At 72.1% G+C, this 19988-nt stretch carries 1 protein-coding gene; it reads left to right on the plus strand.

Annotation, left to right across the window (positions count from 1 at the left end; all coding sequences use genetic code 11):
• Positions 1-46: 46 nt before the first annotated feature.
• Positions 47-19918 (plus strand): type I polyketide synthase, encoded by a 19872-nt coding sequence (locus tag EJG53_RS43465; RefSeq protein ID WP_125048444.1) that lies wholly within the window; start codon positions 47-49, stop codon positions 19916-19918.
• The last annotated feature ends 70 nt before the right edge of the window (positions 19919-19988 follow it).

Genomic DNA, 19988 nt, shown 5'->3' on the forward strand with positions numbered 1-19988 from the left:
TGCGGACAGCACGTGCGCGTTTCACGAACTGGAATGGTGAGATCCGATGGCAGATGAAGAGGCCCTCCGCGACTACCTCAAGTGGGTGACCACGGACCTCTACAACACGCGGCAGCGCCTGCGTGAGGTCGAGGAACGCAGTCACGAGCCCATTGCGGTCGTCGGCATCGGCTGCCGCTACCCCGGCGGCGTCGACACTCCGGAGGACTTCTGGAACCTGCTCGCCACCGCACGCGACGGGATCGCCGACATCCCCACCGACCGCGGCTGGGACCTCGCGCAACTGCGGGTCCAGGACCCGGACGGCAGCACGCGGCTTCCCGAGGGCGGGTTCATCTCGGACGCCAGCGGGTTCGACGCCGCGTTCTTCGGGACCAGCCCCCGCGAGGCGGTGGCGATGGACCCCCAGCAGCGGCTGCTGCTGGAGGTGGCCTGGGAGGCGCTGGAGCGCTCCGGCATCGACCCGCACGTCCTGCGCGGCAGCCAGACCGGCGTCTTCGCCGGCGCCTCGCTGTCCGGCTACGGCTTCGGCACGGACGAGGACCTGGACGTCCACCTGATGACGGGCACCTCCACCAGCGTCATCTCCGGCCGGGTCTCCTACGCGCTGGGCCTGGAGGGCCCGGCTGTCACCGTGGACACCGCCTGCTCCTCCTCCCTGGTCGCGCTCCACCTGGCCGCGCAGTCGGTACGGTCCGGGGAATGCTCGCTGGCGCTGGCCGGCGGCGTCACGGTCACCACCGTCCCGGTCATGTTCACCCAGTTCTCCAAGCAGTTGGGCCTGGCCGGGGACGGCCGCTGCAAGGCATTCTCCGCCGACGCCGACGGCATGGGCATATCCGAGGGCGCCGGCATGGTCGTACTGGAGCGGCTCTCCGACGCCCGCCGCAACGGGCACCCGGTGCTCGCGGTCATCCGCGGCTCGGCCATCAACCAGGACGGCGCCTCCAACGGGCTGGCCGCCCCCAACGGTCCCTCCCAGCAGCGGGTCATCCGCGCCGCCCTGGCCAACGCCCGCCTGTCCACCGCCGATGTCGACCTGGTGGAGGCGCACGGCACCGGCACCACGCTCGGTGACCCCATCGAGGCCCAGGCACTGCTGGCCACCTACGGCCAGGGCCGCGCGGAGGACCAGCCGGTCCGGCTGGGCTCGGTGAAGTCCAACATCGGCCACACCCAGGCCGGCGCCGGCATCGCGGGCGTGATCAAGCTGGTGCTGGCGCTGCAGCACCAGCAGATGCCGCAGACCCTGCACGCCGAACAGCCCTCGCCGCACATCGACTGGTCGGCCGGAAACATCGAGCTGCTGACCCAGGCCCACCCCTGGCCGCAGGGCGAGCGGGTGCGGCGCGGCGGCGTCTCCTCCTTCGGCGTCAGCGGCACCAACGCCCACGTCATCGTGGAGGAGGCCCCGGCGGAGGAACCCGCCGAGGCGCAGGCCGGGACGGACGGCGAGGACGGCACGGACACCGCACCTCAGGACACCGGCAGCCACACCGCCGAGCCGCTGCTGCCGGACTCCGGCGCCTGGCTGGTGTCGGCCCGTACGGCTGAGGCGCTGTCGGCGCAGGCCGGGCGGCTGCGGGAATGGGTGTCAGCGCGTCCGGAACTGGGTGCGGCCGATGTGGCCTGGTCGTTGGCGGCGACGCGGTCGGCGTTCGAGCACCGCGCGGTGGTGCTTGGTGCGGAGCGCGAGGAGCTGCTGGCGGCGGTGGCCGACCTGGCGGCCGGAGTCCCGTCGTCTGTGGTGGTGTCGGGCGTGGCCCGGTCCGATGTCCGGGTGGGTCTGATCTTTGCTGGTCAGGGTGCGCAGTGGGCGGGTATGGGCCGTGGCCTGTATGCGGGCAGTGCGGTGTTCGCCGAGGCGTTCGACCGGGTCTGCGAGCTGCTTGAGCGCGAACTTGGGGCCGCAGTGCGTCTGCGGGACGTGGTTTTGGGTGCGGAGGGGGTGGACGCGGGGCTGGCGGATCAGACGCTGTATGCGCAGGCGGGTCTGTTCGCCTTCGAGGTGGCCTTGGCCGCTGTTCTGAAGGCGGCTGGTGTGGTGCCGGACGCGGTGGTGGGTCATTCGGTTGGTGAGGTGGCTGCGGCCCATGTGGCTGGGGTGCTGTCTCTGCCGGATGCCTGTGCGCTGGTGGCGGCCCGTGCTCGGTTGATGCAGGAGCTGCCGCCTGGTGGGGCGATGGCAGCGATCAACGCCGCCGAGGCAGATGTCATCGCCTCGTTCGCCGAGGTGTCGGGCGGGGTGGCTGTCGCGGCGGTCAACGGCCCGCAGTCGGTGGTGATTTCCGGTGCGGCCGAAGCCGTGGACGCGGTGGTGGAACTGTGGCGGGACCGAGGTCGCCGTGTGCGGCGCCTGCGGGTCTCGCACGCCTTCCATTCCCCGGCGATGGACCCGGTCCTGGACGAGCTCCGTACGGTCGCGGAGGGGCTGGAGTTCCGTCGCCCGGAGGTGATGTGGGCCGGTGCCCTCATCGGGGACCTGGTGTCCGACCCGCAGGCTGGCTACTGGCCTGCACAGACCCGCCAGACGGTTCGCTTCGCCGACGCAGTAGCCACTCTCGCAACAGAGGGCATCTCCGTCTTCCTCGAAGTGGGTCCGGACGGCTCCCTCTCCTCCCTCGGCCCCGACGCGGTCGCAGAGGTGGACGGCGCCGAGCCCGCCTTCGTCCCCCTCCAGCGGCGCACCGAGGACGGCGCCACCGACCTGGAAATCGGCCTGGCCCGTGCTTTCGTCAACGGTGCCCCGGTGGACTGGAAGCGTGTGCTGCCCGCCGGTGAGCAGGTCGAGCTGCCTACGTACGCTTTCCGGCACCAGCGGTACTGGCCCAAGGGCATGATGGCGCTGCCCGGCACGGTGAAGCCGGGCGCCGGTGACCCCGCAGAGCTGGGCCTGGAAGCAGTGGGTCACCCCATGCTGCGCGCCGTTGTCGAGCTGGCCGGTGAGGACCAGTTGGTGTGCACCGGACGGCTGTCCGCGCGTACCCAGACCTGGCTGGCCGACCACATGGTCGGTGGCGTGACGTTGCTGCCAGGCACCGGCTTCGTGGAGCTGGTCGTCAGCGCCGGCCACCAGGCAGGCAGCCCGCTGCTGACCGAACTCACCCTGCACGAGCCGCTGGTGCTGCCCGCCGAAGGCCCCGGGACGCAGATCCAGGTGGTTGTCGGCGAGGGTGACGAGGACGGCCGCCGTCAGGTGGATGTCTTCGCCCGCCCGGACCGCTCGGAGGAGGAGCACAACTGGGTCCGGCACGCCACCGCCGTCGTCGCCCCGGCCCGCACCCCCGCCCCGGACGCGGTCCGGACACCGGCCGACCTCACCGCCTGGCCGCCGCGCAACGCCCGGGCACTGGACATCGACGACCTCTACACCGTCCAGATGGCCGACGTCTACGGCCCCGCCCAGCAGGGCCTGCAAGCTGTCTGGCAGCGTGGCGCGGACATCTTCGCCGAGGTGGCACTGCCGTCGGACGCCGGCGCTGCGGACCCGTACGCCCTGCACCCGGTGCTGCTCGACGCGGCCCTGCTCGCCGACCGCGTGGCCGGGCAGGCCCAGGGGCGGGACACGGACGACGGCCCCGACCGTATCCGCCTGCCCCACGCCTGGAGCGGCGTGGAACTGCACGCCGCCGGCGCGTCCGTACTGCGCGTCAGGCTGCGCCGGAACCCCGACGACACCCTGGCACTGACCGCCGCCGACCCCACCGGAGCGATGGTGCTCTCGGTGGACTCGGTGCGGACCCGGCCGCTCTCCGCCGACGAGCTCCAGAGCGACGACGCGTGGACCCGCGACGCCCTGTTCACCGTGGAATGGCTTCCGCTGCACCGCAGCGGCTCCCCCAACTCCTCGCAGGCCCCGGCCCCGGCTCCGGACGGGCCGTGGGCGCTGATCGGCGCCGACCGCTTCGCCGTGGCCGAGCAACTGACCGCCGCCGGAACACCGGTGCGCGGCTACGAGGGCATTGCCGAACTCGTGGCCGCCGTCGGCGCGGGCGAGACCGTACCGAGCACCGTGCTCGCCTGCCTCAGCGGCACCACCACACACAGCGAACCCGCCGAAACGGACGCCTACGGGATCGCCGAGGCTGCCCGCCAGGTCACCACCGAAGCCCTGATCTTGGCGCAGGACTGGCTCGCCGCACCCGAGCTGGAGGCAGCCAAGCTCGTCCTGGTGACCCGGGGCAGCGTGCCGGTGCAGCCCGGCGAGCAGGTGGCGGACCCGGCTGCGGGCGCTGTCTGGGGCCTGCTGCGCTCGGCCCAGATGGAGCACCCCGACCGCTTCGTACTGGCCGACCTCCCCGCGGACGGCAGTGCCGACGACACCGCCGCGCTGCCCGCCGCACTGGCCACCGGCGAACCGGAAGTGGCCGTACGGCAGCAGAGCGGCTACGCCCGGCGCATGGTCCGCCCCACCGTCACCGACCGCACCGCACCGGCCCCCGCATCTGCCGAGGCACAGCCGCGCACCGTACTGGTGACCGGCGGCACCGGAACCCTGGGCGGAGTCGTCGCCCGGCACCTGGCCGCCACCGGCAGAGCCGGCGAGACCCTGCTGCTCAGCCGTTCCGGTCCGGCCGCCCCCGGCGCCGCCGCCCTGGCCGCCCGGATAGCCGCACACGGCGCTGACGTCCGGGTGATCGCCTGCGACGCGGCCGACCGGGACGCCCTGGCCGGTGTCCTGGACACGATCCCCGCCGACCGCCCGTTGCGCTCCGTCGTGCACACCGCCGGTGTCATCGACGACGGCCTGATCGGCTCCCTGAACGCCGAGCAGTTGGCCGCCGTCCTGCGCCCCAAGGCAGACGCCGCCTGGCACCTGCACGACCTCACCCGGCACCTGGACCTGGACCACTTCGTCCTGTTCTCCTCGGTGGCCGCCGCCTTCGGCGGCGCGGGCCAGGGCAACTACGCGGCGGCCAACGCCTTCCTGGACACCCTGGCCGGCCACCGGCGGGCCGCCGGGCTGGCCGGTACCGCACTGGCCTGGGGCCCGTGGATGCCGGAGGCCGGCATCGGCCGCGACCTCGACGAGGTGATGCTGCGCCGGATGACCGGCTCCGGCCTCACCGCCCTCGACGAGCACCAGGGCCTGACCCTGCTGGACCTGGCCCTCGAACGGACCGAGGCGCTCCTCGTCCCGGCCCGGCTGAACAAGGCCGCGCTGCGGGCCCAGGCAGCCGCCACCGGCATCCCCGCCCTCTGGACGGAGCTGGCCGACGACCTCGCCCCGCGCCGGGCCGCCGTCACCTCGGCCGCCGGCGCCTCCGCCGCCGGCACTTCCCACCAACTGCGCGCACACCTGGCCGCGCAACTGGGCCCGGAGCGCGACCGGCTCCTGCTCGATCTCGTCCGCAGTCACGCGGCCGCCGTACTGGGACACCCCTCGGGCGACGCCATCGAGGCCGGCCGGCCCTTCACCGACCTGGGCTTCGACTCACTGATCGCCGTCGAGTTCCGTAACCGCCTCAACGCGGCGACCGGGCTGCGGCTGCCGTCCACCCTGGTCTTCGACCACCCCAACCCGACGGCGCTGGCCCGGCTGCTGCACGAGCAACTGACCGACGACCTGCCGCAGGGCGCGGCCCCCGCCGCCCCGCAGGCCACCTTCGCGTACGCCGCGGACGAGCCGATCGCCATCGTCGGCATGGCCTGCCGCTTCCCGGGCGGCGTGACCAGCCCCGAACAGCTATGGCAGATGCTCGCCGACGGCACCGACGGCCTGTCCACCTTCCCCACCGACCGCGGCTGGGACCTCGAAGCGCTCTACGACCCCGACATCGAGCACGCCGGTACCTCGTACACGCAGGTGGGCGGATTCCTGCAGGACGCAGGCGCCTTCGACGCCGGCTTCTTCGGCATCAGCCCCCGCGAAGCCCTCGCCATGGACCCGCAGCAGCGGCTGTTGCTGGAGACGTCCTGGGAGGCACTGGAACGCGCCGGCATCGACCCGGCGACCCTGCGCAGCAGCCGCACCGGCGCCTTCGTCGGCGGCTACGGCTCCTCCTACCTCGCCGTCAGCGTCACCGACGAGGAAGAACTGGAGAACCTCGGCGCCCACCTGATGACCGGCAACGCCGCCAGCGTGCTGTCCGGCCGGGTCTCCTACACCCTGGGCCTGGAGGGCCCGGCGGTCACGGTGGACACCGCCTGCTCGTCGTCGCTGGTCGCGCTCCACCTGGCCGCCCAGGCCCTGCGCACCGGGGAATGCTCGCTGGCCCTGGCCGGCGGCGTCACGATCATGGCCAGCCCCGACGGCTTCCTGGCGTTCTCCCACGCCCGGGGCCTGGCCGCGGACGGCCGCTCCAAGGCGTTCTCCGACCAGGCCGACGGCATGGGCATGGCCGAGGGCGCCGGCATGCTCGTGGTGGAACGCCTGAGCGACGCCCGCCGCAACGGCCACCCGGTACTGGCGGTGCTGCGGGGCAGCGCCATCAACCAGGACGGTGCGTCGAACGGACTGACCGCCCCCAACGGGCCGTCGCAGCAGCGCGTCATCCGCGCCGCATTGGCCAACTCCGGCCTGACCACCGCCGACATCGACGTGGTCGAGGCGCACGGCACCGGCACCACACTCGGCGACCCCATCGAGGCCCAGGCGCTGCTGGCCACCTACGGCCAGGACCGCGGCGACCGCGGCTCGCTGCTGCTGGGGTCGGTGAAGTCCAATATCGGTCACACACAGGCGGCTGCCGGTGTTGCCGGTGTCATGAAGATGGTGCTGGCCCTGCAGCATGAGCGGCTGCCGCAGACTCTGTACGCCGAGGTTCCGTCCTCGCACGTGGACTGGTCGGCGGGTGAGGTGCGGCTGCTCACTGAGCCGGTGCCTTGGCCGTCCGGTGGTGAGCGGGTGCGGCGTGCAGGTGTCTCTTCCTTTGGCATCAGCGGGACCAATGCGCACGTCATTCTGGAGGAGGCGCCTGCGGGGGAGGGCGTTGAAGCTGTCGAGGGGTCTGGGGGGTCTGGGGGGTCTGGGGAGCCCGGGGAGCCGGTGGTCCCGGTGGCTCCGGTGGTGGCTGGTGCCGGTGCGTGGGTGCTGTCTGGGCGGACTGCTGAGGCGTTGGCGGCGCAGGCTGGGCGGTTGCGGGAGTGGATTTCGCTTCGTCCGGCGCTTCGGCCGGTTGATGTGGCGTGGTCGTTGGCGGCGACTCGGTCGGTCTTCGAGCACCGGGCGGTTGTGGTTGGCGGCGATCGGGAGCAGGTGCTGGCGGGGCTTGGGGGGCTGGCGTCCGGTGCGCCCTCGAGTGCGTTGGTCTCGGGTACGGCCCGGTCGGATGTTCGGCCGGTGTTTGCCTTTGCCGGTCAGGGTTCGCAGTGGGTGGGGATGGGGCGGGAGCTGGCGGGGGTTTCGCCGGTGTTTGCGGGGCGGTTGGCGGAGTGTGCTGCGGCGTTGGAGCCGTACGTTGACTGGTCGCTGACTGAGGTGTTGGCGGGGGCGGAGGGCGCTCCGGCGATGGAGGCGGCGGATGTTGTCCAGCCTGCGTTGTGGGCGGTGATGGTGTCGCTGGCCGCTGTCTGGGAGGCGGCGGGTGTCGCTCCGGAGGCGGTGGTCGGTCACTCGCAGGGGGAGATCGCGGCGGCCACGGTCGCGGGGATGCTGTCGCTTGAGGACGGTGCGCGTGTGGTGGCGTTGCGGTCGCGTGCGCTGAAGGTGCTGGCGGGTGCGGGCGGGATGCTGTCGGTCAGCCGTCCGGCGGCGGAGGTCGAGGAACGCCTGGCCCGCTTCGGCGACAGGCTGTCCCTGGCGGCGGTCAACGGGCCGTCGGCCACCGTCGTCTCGGGTGAGCCGGCCGCGCTGGAGGAGCTGAGGGCGGAGTTCGAGGCGGAGGGTGCCCGGGCCCGCATGGTTGCGGTGGACTATGCCTCGCATTCGGCACAGGTGGACCGGCTGGAGGAGGAGATCACCACCGTCCTGGCCGGAATCTCTCCGCGCCGGGGCCGGGTCCCGATGGTCTCGGCGATGACTGGCGAGATGCTGTCCGGTGAGGAGCTGGACGCCGGGTACTGGTTCCGCAGCCTGCGGGCGACGGTGCATTACGACCGTGCGGTGCGGGTGCTGGCGGGTCGTGGGCATCAGGTGTTTGTCGAGGTGACGCCGCATCCGGTGTTGATGGGCGCGATGAACGACACCCTTGTCGACCTCGCCCAGGAGGCCGGCCCGGGGGCAGAGCCGGGAGCCGTCTGCGGGACGCTGCGGCGTGACGACGGCGGTGCGGATCGTCTGGTGGCCTCGCTGGCCGAGGCGTTCGTCAACGGGGCGTCGGTGGACTGGGCAACGGTGCTGCCCGTCGGTGAGCGGGTCGAGCTTCCCACTTACGCGTTCCGGCGTCGCCGGTACTGGCCGGAGGGCATGCTGGCGCTGCCGACGGGCGGTTCGCTTGCCGCTGCCGGGGAAGTCGCGAGCACCGATGCGGAGGCGGCGTTCTGGGCGGCCGTCGAGGGGGGTGACCTGTCTGGGCTGGGTGACGCGCTGGCTTTGGAGGGTGGGCGTCCGTTCAATGAGGTGCTGCCGGCGCTGGCGTCGTGGCGGCGCCGGGAGCGGGATCGTTCGACCACTGCCGGTTGGCGTTATCGCATTGGTTGGTCGGTCATCGCCGAGCCGGATGTCCGGCTGCTGTCCGGTACGTGGTTGGTCGCCGTCCCCGCCGAGTCGACGGCGGACCTGGCGCAGGGCTGTATCGAGGCGCTGAGCGCCCGGGGCGCCGAGGCCGTGGTGGTCGAGGTTCCGGCCGGAACGGTGGACCGGGCCGAGCTTGCGGTATTGCTGACCGGCGCGGCGGATGCGTCGGCCGTGTCCGGTGTGCTGTCGCTGCTGGCGCTGGATGAGACGCCGCTGCCGGACCGGCCGGTTGTGAACGCCGGGCTGGCTGCCACTCTGGGCCTGGTGCAGGCTCTTGGTGATGCCGGGGTCGAGGCGCCGCTGTGGGTGGCCACGCGTGGTGCGGTGGCGGCCGGCCGGGGTGAGGCGCTGGCCCGTCCGGTGCAGGCGCAGGTGTGGGGTCTGGGCAGGGTGGTCGCGCTGGAGCACCCGGAGCGTTGGGGTGGTCTGGTCGATCTGCCGGAGACGCTCGATGAGCGGTCCGGTGCGCGGCTGGTGGCGGTCCTGGCCGGCTGCGATGAGAACGAGGTCGCCGTCCGGCGGGCCGGGATTCTGGGCCGTCGGCTGTCGAGCGTTCCGCACAGCAGCGGCCCGGAAAAGGGCTGGACGCCTCGTGGCACCGTACTGATCACCGGTGGAACCGGGGCGATCGCCGGACACGTCGCGCGGCGACTGGCCGGCCGGGGTGCCGAACGTCTGGTGCTGACCAGCCGCTCGGGCCCAGCCGCCGAGGGCGCGGCAGCACTGGCGGCCGAACTCGCAGCGGCCGGTTCCGCAGTGGAGATCGTCGCCTGCGATGTCAGCGAACGGTCCGGCCTGACCGGGCTGCTGGGCTGGATTGACGCAAGCGGCCCCGGGCTTTCCTCCGTACTGCACACGGCCGCAGTCCTGGACGACGGTGTCGTGGACCGACTCTCGGTGGCCCGGTTGGCGCCCGTTCTGGCGGTGAAGGCCCACGCCGCGGCGCTCCTGGACGAGCTGACCGCGGACCTGGATCTGGACGCATTCGTACTGTTCTCCTCGGCTGCCTCCACCCTCGGCGGCCCGGGCCAAGGCAGCTACGCGGCGGCCAACTCCTACTTGGACGCGCTGGCGGAGAACCGCCGGGCTCGCGGACTGCCCGGCCTGACGGTGGCCTGGGGCCTGTGGGGCGGCGCCGGCCTGGCGCAGTCCAACGAGGCCATCCGCTCCCGGATGCGCCGGACCGCGATGCCGCCGATGGACCCCCAGCTCGCGGTGGAGGCCCTGATCGAGGCCATGGACGGCCCGGACGCCGCGGTGACGGTGATGGACTTCGACCCGCAGCAGGTGGGCGCGGCGCCAGGTACGGCGCACGTCCTGGAGATGCCGCTGGTCCGGGACATGCCGGAGATCCGGCGGCTCGCCGCCGCCCGCGCCGACAACGGCAGCACCGGCCCGGCCTTCCGCGCCGACGGCGAACTCGCCACCCGACTGGCCGGGCTGAGCCGCTCGGAGCAGGACCGGATTCTGACCGACGTGGTCCGTGCCGAGGCCGCCGCCGTACTGGGGCACGACTCTGCGGACGAGGTGCAGGCCCGCCAGGCTTTCAGGGACCTCGGCTTCGATTCGCTGACCTCCGTCGAGCTGCGCAACCAGCTAAATGCGGCAACCGGACTGCGGCTGCCGGCGACCCTGGTCTTCGACCACCCGACCCCGGTCGCGCTGGCCGCCTTTCTGCACGGCGAACTGACCGGGCAGGTGACACAGACCGCAGTTGCTGCGCCGGTCTCCGCAACCCCTGCTACGGACGAGCCGCTGGCGATCGTTGGCATGGCCTGCCGCTTCCCCGGTGGTGCGAGCAGCCCCGAGGAGTTCTGGGAGCTGCTGGCTTCCGGTGGTGACGCGGTGGGTGGTTTCCCGACCGACCGTGGTTGGGACCTGGACGGCTTCTTCGACCCGGACCGGCACGGCAGCGGAACCTCCTACACCGACTCCGGTGCCTTCCTGCGAGGGGCAGCCGAGTTCGACGCGGGGTTCTTCGGGATCAGCCCGCGTGAGGCGCTGGCGATGGACCCGCAGCAGCGGCTGATGCTGGAAACCTCCTGGGAGGCGTTGGAACGCGCCGGTATCGACCCGTCGTCCCTGCGCGGCAGCCCGACCGGCGTGTTCGCCGGCGGCTTCGGCTCCGGCTACGCCATCGGCATGGCACTCACCGGCCAGGACGGCTCCGGCGTCGAGGGCCACCTGATGACCGGCAACTCCACCAGCGTCCTCTCCGGCCGCGTCTCCTACGCCCTGGGCCTGGAGGGCCCGGCGGTGACGGTGGACACTGCCTGTTCGTCCTCGCTGGTGGCACTCAACCTGGCGGCCCAGGCGTTGCGCTCCGGGGAGTGCTCGATGGCCTTGGCCGGCGGTGTGACCGTGATGGCCACCCCCTTCTCCTTCGTGGAGTTCTCCCGTCAGCAGGGGTTGTCGGCGGATGGCCGGTGCCGGGCGTTCTCGGAGGACGCGGACGGTACAGGCTGGGCCGAGGGTGCCGGTGTTCTGGTGGTGGAACGGCTTTCGGATGCGCGGCGTAACGGGCATCGGGTACTGGCTGTTGTCCGTGGTACGGCGGTGAATCAGGATGGCGCGTCGAATGGTCTTTCGGCGCCGAACGGGCCGTCTCAGCAGCGGGTGATTCGGGCCGCATTGGCCAACGCCGGGTTGTCTCCGTCCGAGGTGGACGCGGTGGAGGCGCACGGGACCGGTACGAAGCTTGGTGACCCGATCGAGGCGCAGGCGCTGCTGGCGACGTACGGCCGTGATCGTGGCGAAGGCGACCCGCTGTGGCTGGGTTCGGTGAAGTCCAACATCGGCCACACTCAGGCTGCCGCGGGTGTGGCGGGTGTGATCAAGATGGTGCTGGCACTTCAGCACGGTCAGTTGCCGCGGACGTTGCACGCTGATGAGGCGACGTCGCACGTGGACTGGTCGGCGGGTGAGGTGCGGTTGCTGACGGAGTCGGTGCCGTGGCCGGTGGGGGAGCGTCCGCGCCGGGCGGGGATCTCGGCGTTCGGTATCAGCGGTACCAACGCCCACGTGATCCTGGAGGAAGCCCCCGCGATCGAGGCGCGGAGTGAAAGCGGTGGTCAGGAGCCGGTTGTTGCTCTTGAGGGTGCGGGTGCGTGGGTGGTGTCCGGTCGTACGGCTGAGGCACTGTCGGCGCAGGCTGGGCGGCTGCGGGAGTGGGTGTCGGCCCGTCCGGAACTGCGACCGGCTGATGTGGCCTGGTCGTTGGCGGCGACGCGGTCGGCTTTCGAGCACCGCGCGGTGGTGCTCGGGACCGAGCGTGATGTGCTGCTGTCCGGTCTGCACAAGCTGGCCGCCGGAGCCTCCTCGGCCGAGGTGGTGTCGGGGGTGGCCCGGCCGGATGCCCGGGTGGGCCTGGTCTTCGCTGGGCAGGGTGCGCAGTGGGCGGGTATGGGCCGTGGCCTGTATGCGGGCAGTGCGGTGTTCGCCGGGGCGTTCGACCGGGTGTGCGGGCTGCTGGAGCTGGAACTGGGGACCGAGGTACGCCTGCGGGACGTGATCCTGGACGGCGACGGCGACGGTGCGGCTGCTGGGCTGGCCGATCAGACGCTGTATGCGCAGGCGGGTCTGTTCGCCTTCGAGGTGGCCCTGGCGGAGGTTCTCAGGGCCGCCGGTGTGGTGCCGGACGCGGTGGTGGGCCACTCGGTTGGTGAGGTGGCGGCTGCCCATGTGGCTGGGGTGCTGTCGCTGCCGGATGCCTGTGCGCTGGTGGCCGCCCGGGCCCGGCTGATGCAGGAGCTGCCACCTGGTGGGGCGATGGCAGCGATCAACGCCGCCGAGGCAGATGTCATTGCCTCGTTCGACGAGGTGTCGGGTGAGGTGGCCGTAGCGGCGGTCAATGGCCCGGAATCCGTGGTCGTCTCCGGTGCGGTCGATGCGGTTGACGCGGTGGTGGAGCTGTGGCGGGACCGGGGTCGCCGTGTGCGGCCCCTGCGCGTCTCACACGCGTTCCACTCCCCGGCGATGGACCCGGTGCTGGACGAGCTGCGTACCGTCGCGGAGGGGTTGGAGTTCCGTCGTCCTGAGGTGATGTGGGCCGGTGCCCTCACCGGTGACCTGGTGTCCGACCCGCAGGCCGGCTACTGGCCTGCGCAGACCCGTCAGACGGTCCGCTTCGCGGATGCGGTGGCCACTCTTGCGCGGGAGGGCGTTTCGGTCTTCCTTGAGGTGGGCCCGGACGGTTCCCTCTCCTCCCTCGGCCCCGACGCGGTGGCTGGCGTGGACGGTGCGGAGGCGGCGTTCGTCGCGCTCCAGCGGCGTGATGACGAAGGCACCGCGGGCCTGCTGTCCGGCCTGGCCCGTGCTTTCGTCAACGGTGCTCCGGTCAACTGGGCATCGGTGCTGTCTGCCGGTGAGCAGGTCGAGCTGCCCACGTACGCCTTCAGGCACCAGCGCTACTGGCCCGAGGGGGTTCTCCCGCTCATGCCATCGGCGGTCGCGACTGCGGCCGGGGCTGGCACGCAGACGGAGGCCGGGTTCTGGGCGGCTGTCGAGGACGGTGACTTGGCGCGGGTCGCGGAGACGCTGGCTTTGGAGGATGCGGGCCCGCTGGGTGTCGTGCTGCCGGCGTTGGCGTCCTGGCGGCGCCGTGAGCTGGACCGTTCGGCTACGGCCGACTGGCGTTACCGGACCGTTTGGTCGCCTGTTGCCGAGCCTGATGCTCGTGTGCTGACCGGAGTGTGGGTGCTGCTTACGCCGGTTGGTTGCGCGGAGGAACTGCGGCACCAGTCTGCGGCGGCAGTGACGGCCCGTGGCGCCGAGGCCGTCGTGGTTGAGATACCGGCTGGGACGGTGGACCGGGCCGAACTGGCCGCGTTGCTGACTGGCGCGGCGGATGCGTCGGCCGTGTCCGGTGTGCTCTCGCTGCTGGCGCTGGACGAGACGCCGCTGCCGGATTACCCGGTGGTGCCCGGCGGCTTGGCTGCCACCCTGGGCCTGATCCAGGCTCTCGGCGACGCCGAGGTCGAGGCGCCGCTGTGGGTGGCCACGCGTGGTGCGGTGGCGGCCGGGCGAGGCGAGGTGCTGGCCCGTCCGGTGCAGGCGCAGGTCTGGGGCCTGGGCCGGGTGGTCGCGCTGGAGTACCCCGAGCGCTGGGGTGGCCTGGTCGATCTGCCGGGGACGCTTGACGAGCGCTCCGGTGCACGGCTGGTGGCGGTTCTGGCCGGCTGTGGCGAGAACGAGGTGGCTCTGCGGCCGTCCGGGATCTTGGGCCGGCGGCTTGCGCATGTCTCGGGCCGTGGTGTGCGGGAGAGCTGGTCGCCGCGGGGGACCGTACTGGTCACCGGTGGGACCGGTGCGATTGCCGGGCATGTTTCGCGGTGGCTGGCTGGCCGGGGTGCCGAGCGTCTGGTGCTGACCAGCCGCTCGGGCCCGGCGGCTGAGGGCGCGGCGGCGCTGGCGGCCGAACTCGCCGCGGCCGGTTCCGCTGTAGAGATCGTTGCTTGCGATGTCAGCGAACGGGCCGGCCTGGCCGGGTTGCTGGACCGGATCAGTGCGAGTGGCCCCCGGCTCTCTTCGGTGATGCATACCGCGGGTGTGCTGGACGACGGTGTGGTGGATCGCCTGAACACTGGGCGGCTGGAGACTGTGCTGGAGGTCAAGGCACAGGGTGCGGTGCTGCTGGATGAGCTGACCGCGGACCTGGACCTGGACGCGTTTGTGTTGTTCTCGGCTGCGGCTGCCACTCTGGGTGGTTCGGGGCAGGGCAACTACGCGGCGGCCAATGCCTACCTGGATGCGCTGGCGGAGAACCGCCGGGCCCGGGGGTTGGCTGGTCTTTCGGTGGCGTGGGGGCCGTGGGCCGGTGGTGGTATGGCTGCGTCGAGTGGTGCGGTGCGGGCGCGGGTCGAGCGGGGTGCGATGCCGCCGATGGACCCGCAGCTCGCAGTTCGTGCGCTGGCCGAGGCGTTGCAGGGCCCGGATGCCGCCGTTGCCGTCATGGATGTGGACTGGGAGCAGTTGGCTTCCGGCCCCGGGGCCGTGGAGCTGGTGAAGCGGCCGTTGGTCCGGGACCTGCCCGAGATCCGAGACATGGCCGCGGCCGGTGACGGTTCGACCACCGCCGTACACGTCGAGGGCGAGTTGGCCCGCCAACTGGCTGGACTGGGCCGCTCGGAGCAGGAGCGGATGCTCACTGATGTGGTGCGCGGTGAGGCTGCGGCGGTGCTGGGGTACGGCTCGGCCGATGCGGTGGAGGACCGTCGGGCGTTCAAGGATCTGGGCTTTGACTCCCTCACCGCCGTCGAGCTGCGTAACCGTCTCAATGCGGCGACCGGGTTGCGGCTGCCGTCGACCCTGGTCTTCGATTACCCCACCCCCCTGGCGCTGGCCGCTTTCCTGCGCGGTGAGTTGACCGGTGGCGAGGCGGGCACTGCTGGTGCTCCGGCGGTCACTGTGGTGGCGGCGCCTGCGGATGAGCCGCTGGCGATCGTCGGAATGGCGTGCCGATTCCCCGGCGGGGTCGGTAACCCGGAGGAGTTCTGGGAGTTCCTTGCTTCCGGTGGCGACGGCGTTGGCGACTTCCCGAGCGACCGTGGCTGGGACCTGGAGAGTGTGTACGACCCGGAGGGCGAGCGTGAGGGCACGTCGTACGTTGCCCAGGGTGCGTTCTTGCGGGATGCGGCTGAGTTCGATGCGGGGTTCTTCGGGATCAGTCCGCGTGAGGCGCTGGCGATGGACCCGCAGCAGCGGCTGTTGCTGGAGACGTCCTGGGAGGCACTGGAGCGCGCCGGCATCGACCCGGCCTCGCTGAGGGAGAGTGCCACCGGTGTCTTCGCCGGCGGTTTCACCTCCGGCTACGGGCTCGGCGTATCCATGAGCCAGGACGACTCTGGTGCCGAGGGGCACGTGCTCACCGGCAATGCGACCAGCGTTCTGTCCGGTCGGGTGTCCTACGTGCTGGGTCTGGAGGGCCCGGCGGTGACGGTGGACACTGCCTGCTCGTCGTCGCTGGTGGCGCTTCACCTGGCGGCGCAGGCGGTGCGGTCGGGGGAGTGCTCGCTGGCGTTGGCTGGTGGGGCGACGGTGATGGCGACGCCGGGTACGTTCATTGACTTCTCCCGGCAGCAGGGGCTGTCGGCGGATGGCCGGTGCCGGGCGTTCTCGGAGGATGCGGACGGTACGGGCTGGGCCGAGGGTGCCGGCATGGTGGTGGTGGAGCGGCTGTCCGACGCTCGCCGTAACGGGCACAAGGTGCTGGCGCTGTTGCGGGGCAGTGCGGTCAATCAGGACGGTGCGTCCAACGGCCTGACTGCCCCTAACGGGCCGTCGCAGCAGCGGGTGATCCGTGCCGCGCTGGCCAACGCCCGCCTGTCCGCTGCCGAGGTGGATGTGGTGGAGGCGCACGGGACCGGTACGAAGCTTGGTGACCCGATCGAGGCGCAGGCGCTGCTGGCGACCTATGGCCGGGACCGTGGTGATCGGGATGCGTTGTGGCTGGGGTCGGTGAAGTCCAACATCGGCCACACCCAGGCCGCGGCGGGTGTTGCTGGTGTCATCAAGATGGTGCTGGCGTTGCAGCATGAGCAGTTGCCGCGAACTCTCCATGCCGAAGCGCCGTCTTCGCATGTGGACTGGTCGGCGGGTGCGGTGCGGCTGCTGAACGAGCAGATGGCCTGGCCGTCCGATGGCGAGCGCGTGCGGCGGGCCGCTGTGTCGGCGTTCGGCATGAGCGGCACCAACGCCCACCTCATCCTGGAAGAGGCCCCCGCAGCGCAGGATGCCGAAGCCGTCGAGCAACCCGGAGAGCCGGTGGTACCGGTGGTCACCGGTACCAGCGCTTGGGTGCTCTCTGGGCGGACTGCTGATGCGCTGTCGGCGCAGGCGGGTCGGCTGCGGGAGTGGACGGCGACGCGTCTGGAGCTGGCACCGGCCGATGTGGCCTGGTCGCTGGCGGCGACTCGGTCGGTCTTCGAACACCGGGCCGTCGTGGTGGGGACGGGCCGTGCCGAGCTGCTCGGTGGCGTGGAAAGCCTGGCGACGGGCGTTCCGGCTGGGTCGGTGGTGTCCGGCATGGCCCGCTCCAATGCCCGTCCGGTGTTCGCTTTCGCCGGTCAGGGATCGCAGTGGCTGGGCATGGGACAGGAGCTGGCGAGTACCTCGCCGGTGTTCGCGGCGCGGTTGGCGGAGTGTGCTGCGGCGTTGGCCCCGTACGTTGACTGGTCGCTCAGCGACGTCCTGGCGGGCACCGGAAACGCTCCCGCGCTGGAGGCGGCCGACGTCGTCCAGCCCGCGCTGTGGGCGGTGATGGTCTCCCTCGCCGCTGTCTGGGAGGCGGCCGGTGTCGCCCCGGAGGCCGTAGTCGGCCACTCGCAAGGCGAGATTGCCGCGGCCACGGTCGCCGGGATGCTCTCGCTTGAGGATGGCGCGCGTGTGGTGGCGTTGCGGTCCCGTGCCCTGAAGGTGCTGGCAGGAGCGGGCGGGATGCTGTCGGTCAGCCGTCCGGCGGCGGAGGTTGAGGAGCGTCTGGTTCGGTTCGGGGACCGTGCCGCGCTGGCGGCGGTCAACGGCCCTTCGGCGACGGTGGTGTCCGGTGAACCCGAGGCCCTGGAGGAGCTGAAGGCGGAGTTCGAGGCGGCGGGCGCCCGCGCCCGCATGGTCGCGGTCGACTACGCCTCGCACTCCGCTCAGGTGGACCGGCTGGAGGAGGAGATCACCACCGTCCTGGCCGGAATCTCCCCGCGCCGGGGCCGCGTCCCGATGGTCTCCGCAATGACCGGCGAAACCCTCACCGGCGAAGAGCTGGACGCCGGATACTGGTACCGCAGCCTGCGCGCCACCGTGCACTACGACCGTGCCGTGCGGGTGCTGGCCGGCCGTGGCCATCAGGTGTTCGTTGAGGTGACGCCGCACCCGGTGCTGATGGGCGCGATGAACGACACCCTGGTCGACCTCGCCCAGGAGACGGGTGGAGAGCCTGCCGACGTGTGCGGGACCCTCCGCCGGGACGACGGCGGCGCCGAGCGCCTGCTGACCTCCCTGGCCGAAGCGTTCGTCAGTGGCGCACCGGTGGACTGGCAGGCAGTGCTGCCCGCTGGTGAGCAGGTCGAGCTTCCGACCTACGCGTTCCGGCGTCGCCGCTTCTGGCCGGAAGGCATGTTGGTGCTGCCCATGCCCGGTACCACGACCGCCGGTTCCACGTCCGCCGGAGCCAGCACTGACGCGGAGGCGGCCTTCTGGGCGGCCGTTGAGGACGGAGACCTGTCCGGGCTGGGTGACGCACTGGCCCTGGAGGGCGAGCGTCCGTTCAATGAGGTGCTGCCGGCGCTGGCGTCCTGGCGGCGCCGCGAACGGGATCGTTCGACCGCTGCCGGTTGGCGTTACCGCACTGGTTGGTCGGCCATCGCCGAGCCTGACGCTCGTGTGCTGTCCGGTACGTGGCTGATGGTGGTTGCGGCCGGGGCGGACGGCGGTGCGGCGCAGCAGTGCGCGACCGCGCTGAGCGCCCGCGGTGCCGAGGCCGTAGTGATCGAGGTACCGGCCGAGACAGTCGACCGGTCCGAGCTGGCGGCATCGCTGACCGGCGCGGCGGCAGACCCGTCAGCCATCTCCGGTGTGCTGTCGCTGCTGGCGCTGGACGAGACACCGCTGCCGGACCGTCCGGTCGTGAACGCCGGGCTGGCTGCCACCCTGAGCCTGGTCCAGGCTCTCGGCGACGCCGAGATCGAGGCGCCGCTGTGGGTTGCCACGCGCGGTGCGGTCGCGGCCGGCCGCGGCGAGGTGCTGTCCCGTCCGGTGCAGGCGCAGGTCTGGGGCCTGGGCCGGGTCGTCGCGCTGGAGCACCCCGAGCGCTGGGGTGGTCTGGTCGACCTGCCGGAGACATTCGACGAGCGGACCGGCGGGCGGTTGGTGGCAGTACTGGCCGGCTGCAAGGAGAACGAGGTTGCCATCCGGACGGCCGGAACCCTGGGCCGGCGGATGTCGCGGGTGCCGCGACGCAGCCCCCGTACACCCTGGTCGCCGCGGGGAACCGTACTGGTCACCGGCGGCACCGGTGCCATCGCCGGGCATGTCTCGCAGTGGCTGGCAGACCGGGGAGCCAAGCGTCTGGTGTTGGCGGGACGTTCCGGCCCGGCAGCAGCCGATGTCGCGACTCGGGCCGCGGAGCTGGCCACCGCTGGCGTCCACGTGGACGTGATCTCCTGTGACGTCAGCGAACGCGGCCCGCTGGCCAGCCTGCTGGGCTGGATCGGCAGCAGCGGCCCGGAGCTGTCCTCGGTGATGCACACCGCGGGCGTGCTGGACGACGGTGTGCTGGACCGTCTCACCACCCCGCGTCTGGAGAGCGTGCTGAGTGTGAAGGCGCATGGCGCGGCGCTCCTGGACGAGCTGACCGCGGACCTGGACCTGGACGCATTCGTACTGTTCTCCTCGGCTGCCTCCACCCTCGGCGGCCCGGGCCAGGGCAACTACGCAGCCGCCAACGCCTACCTGGATGCGCTGGCGGAGAACCGCCGGGCTCGCGGCCTGGCCGGTCTGGCAGTGGCCTGGGGCCTGTGGGGCGGTGGCGGACTGGGCGAATCCAACGAGGCCATCCGCTCCCGGATGCGCCGGCTCCCGATGCCGCCGATGGACCCCCAGCTCGCCGTCCGGGCGCTGGGCGAATCGCTGGACGGCCCGGAGCCGACGGTGACGGTGATGGACTTCGACTGGCAGCAACTGGGCTCGGCACCGGGTTCGGCGGACGAGCTGGATCTGCCGCTGGTCCGGGACATCCCGGAGATCCGCCGACTGGCCGCGGAGCGGGCCGCCGCAGGCAGCGTCTCCCGCAGCGACAGCAGGGGCGAACTCGCCGCCCGGCTGGCCGGGGCGGGCCGTTCGGAGCAGGACCGGATTCTGACCGACGTGGTCCGCGCCGAGGCCGCCGCCGTACTGGGGCACGACTCGGCCGACGGGGTGCAGGCCCGCCAGGCGTTCAAGGACCTGGGCTTCGACTCCCTCACCGCCGTCGAACTGCGCAACCGCCTCAACGCGGCGACCGGGCTGCGGCTGCCGGCCACCCTGGTCTTCGACCATCCCACCCCGACCGCCCTCGCCGGCTGGCTGCGCACCGAGCTCGCCCCTGAAGAGACGGCAGCAGTACCGCTCCTCGCCGAACTCGACAGGCTGGAGGCCGCCCTGCGCTCCGGGCCGATGGACGACCCGGTGCGGGAGGAGGCCGCCGGCCGACTGCGCCGACTGCTGGACACCATCGGCGAACAGGCCGCCGACCAGGGCAGGAAGCGACAGACAGCCGACATCGACGCCGCCTCCGACGAAGAGCTGTTCGCCCTCGTCGACGGACTCGAATGACACCCGCCCGGCCCTGACGGCCCCCGGCCCGAACCGGCCCGCCCCGACCCACCCGGGGCGGACCACCCCT

Origin of the sequence: Streptomyces chrestomyceticus JCM 4735, assembly GCF_003865135.1 — a bacterium.
Classification (GTDB): domain Bacteria; phylum Actinomycetota; class Actinomycetes; order Streptomycetales; family Streptomycetaceae; genus Streptomyces; species Streptomyces chrestomyceticus.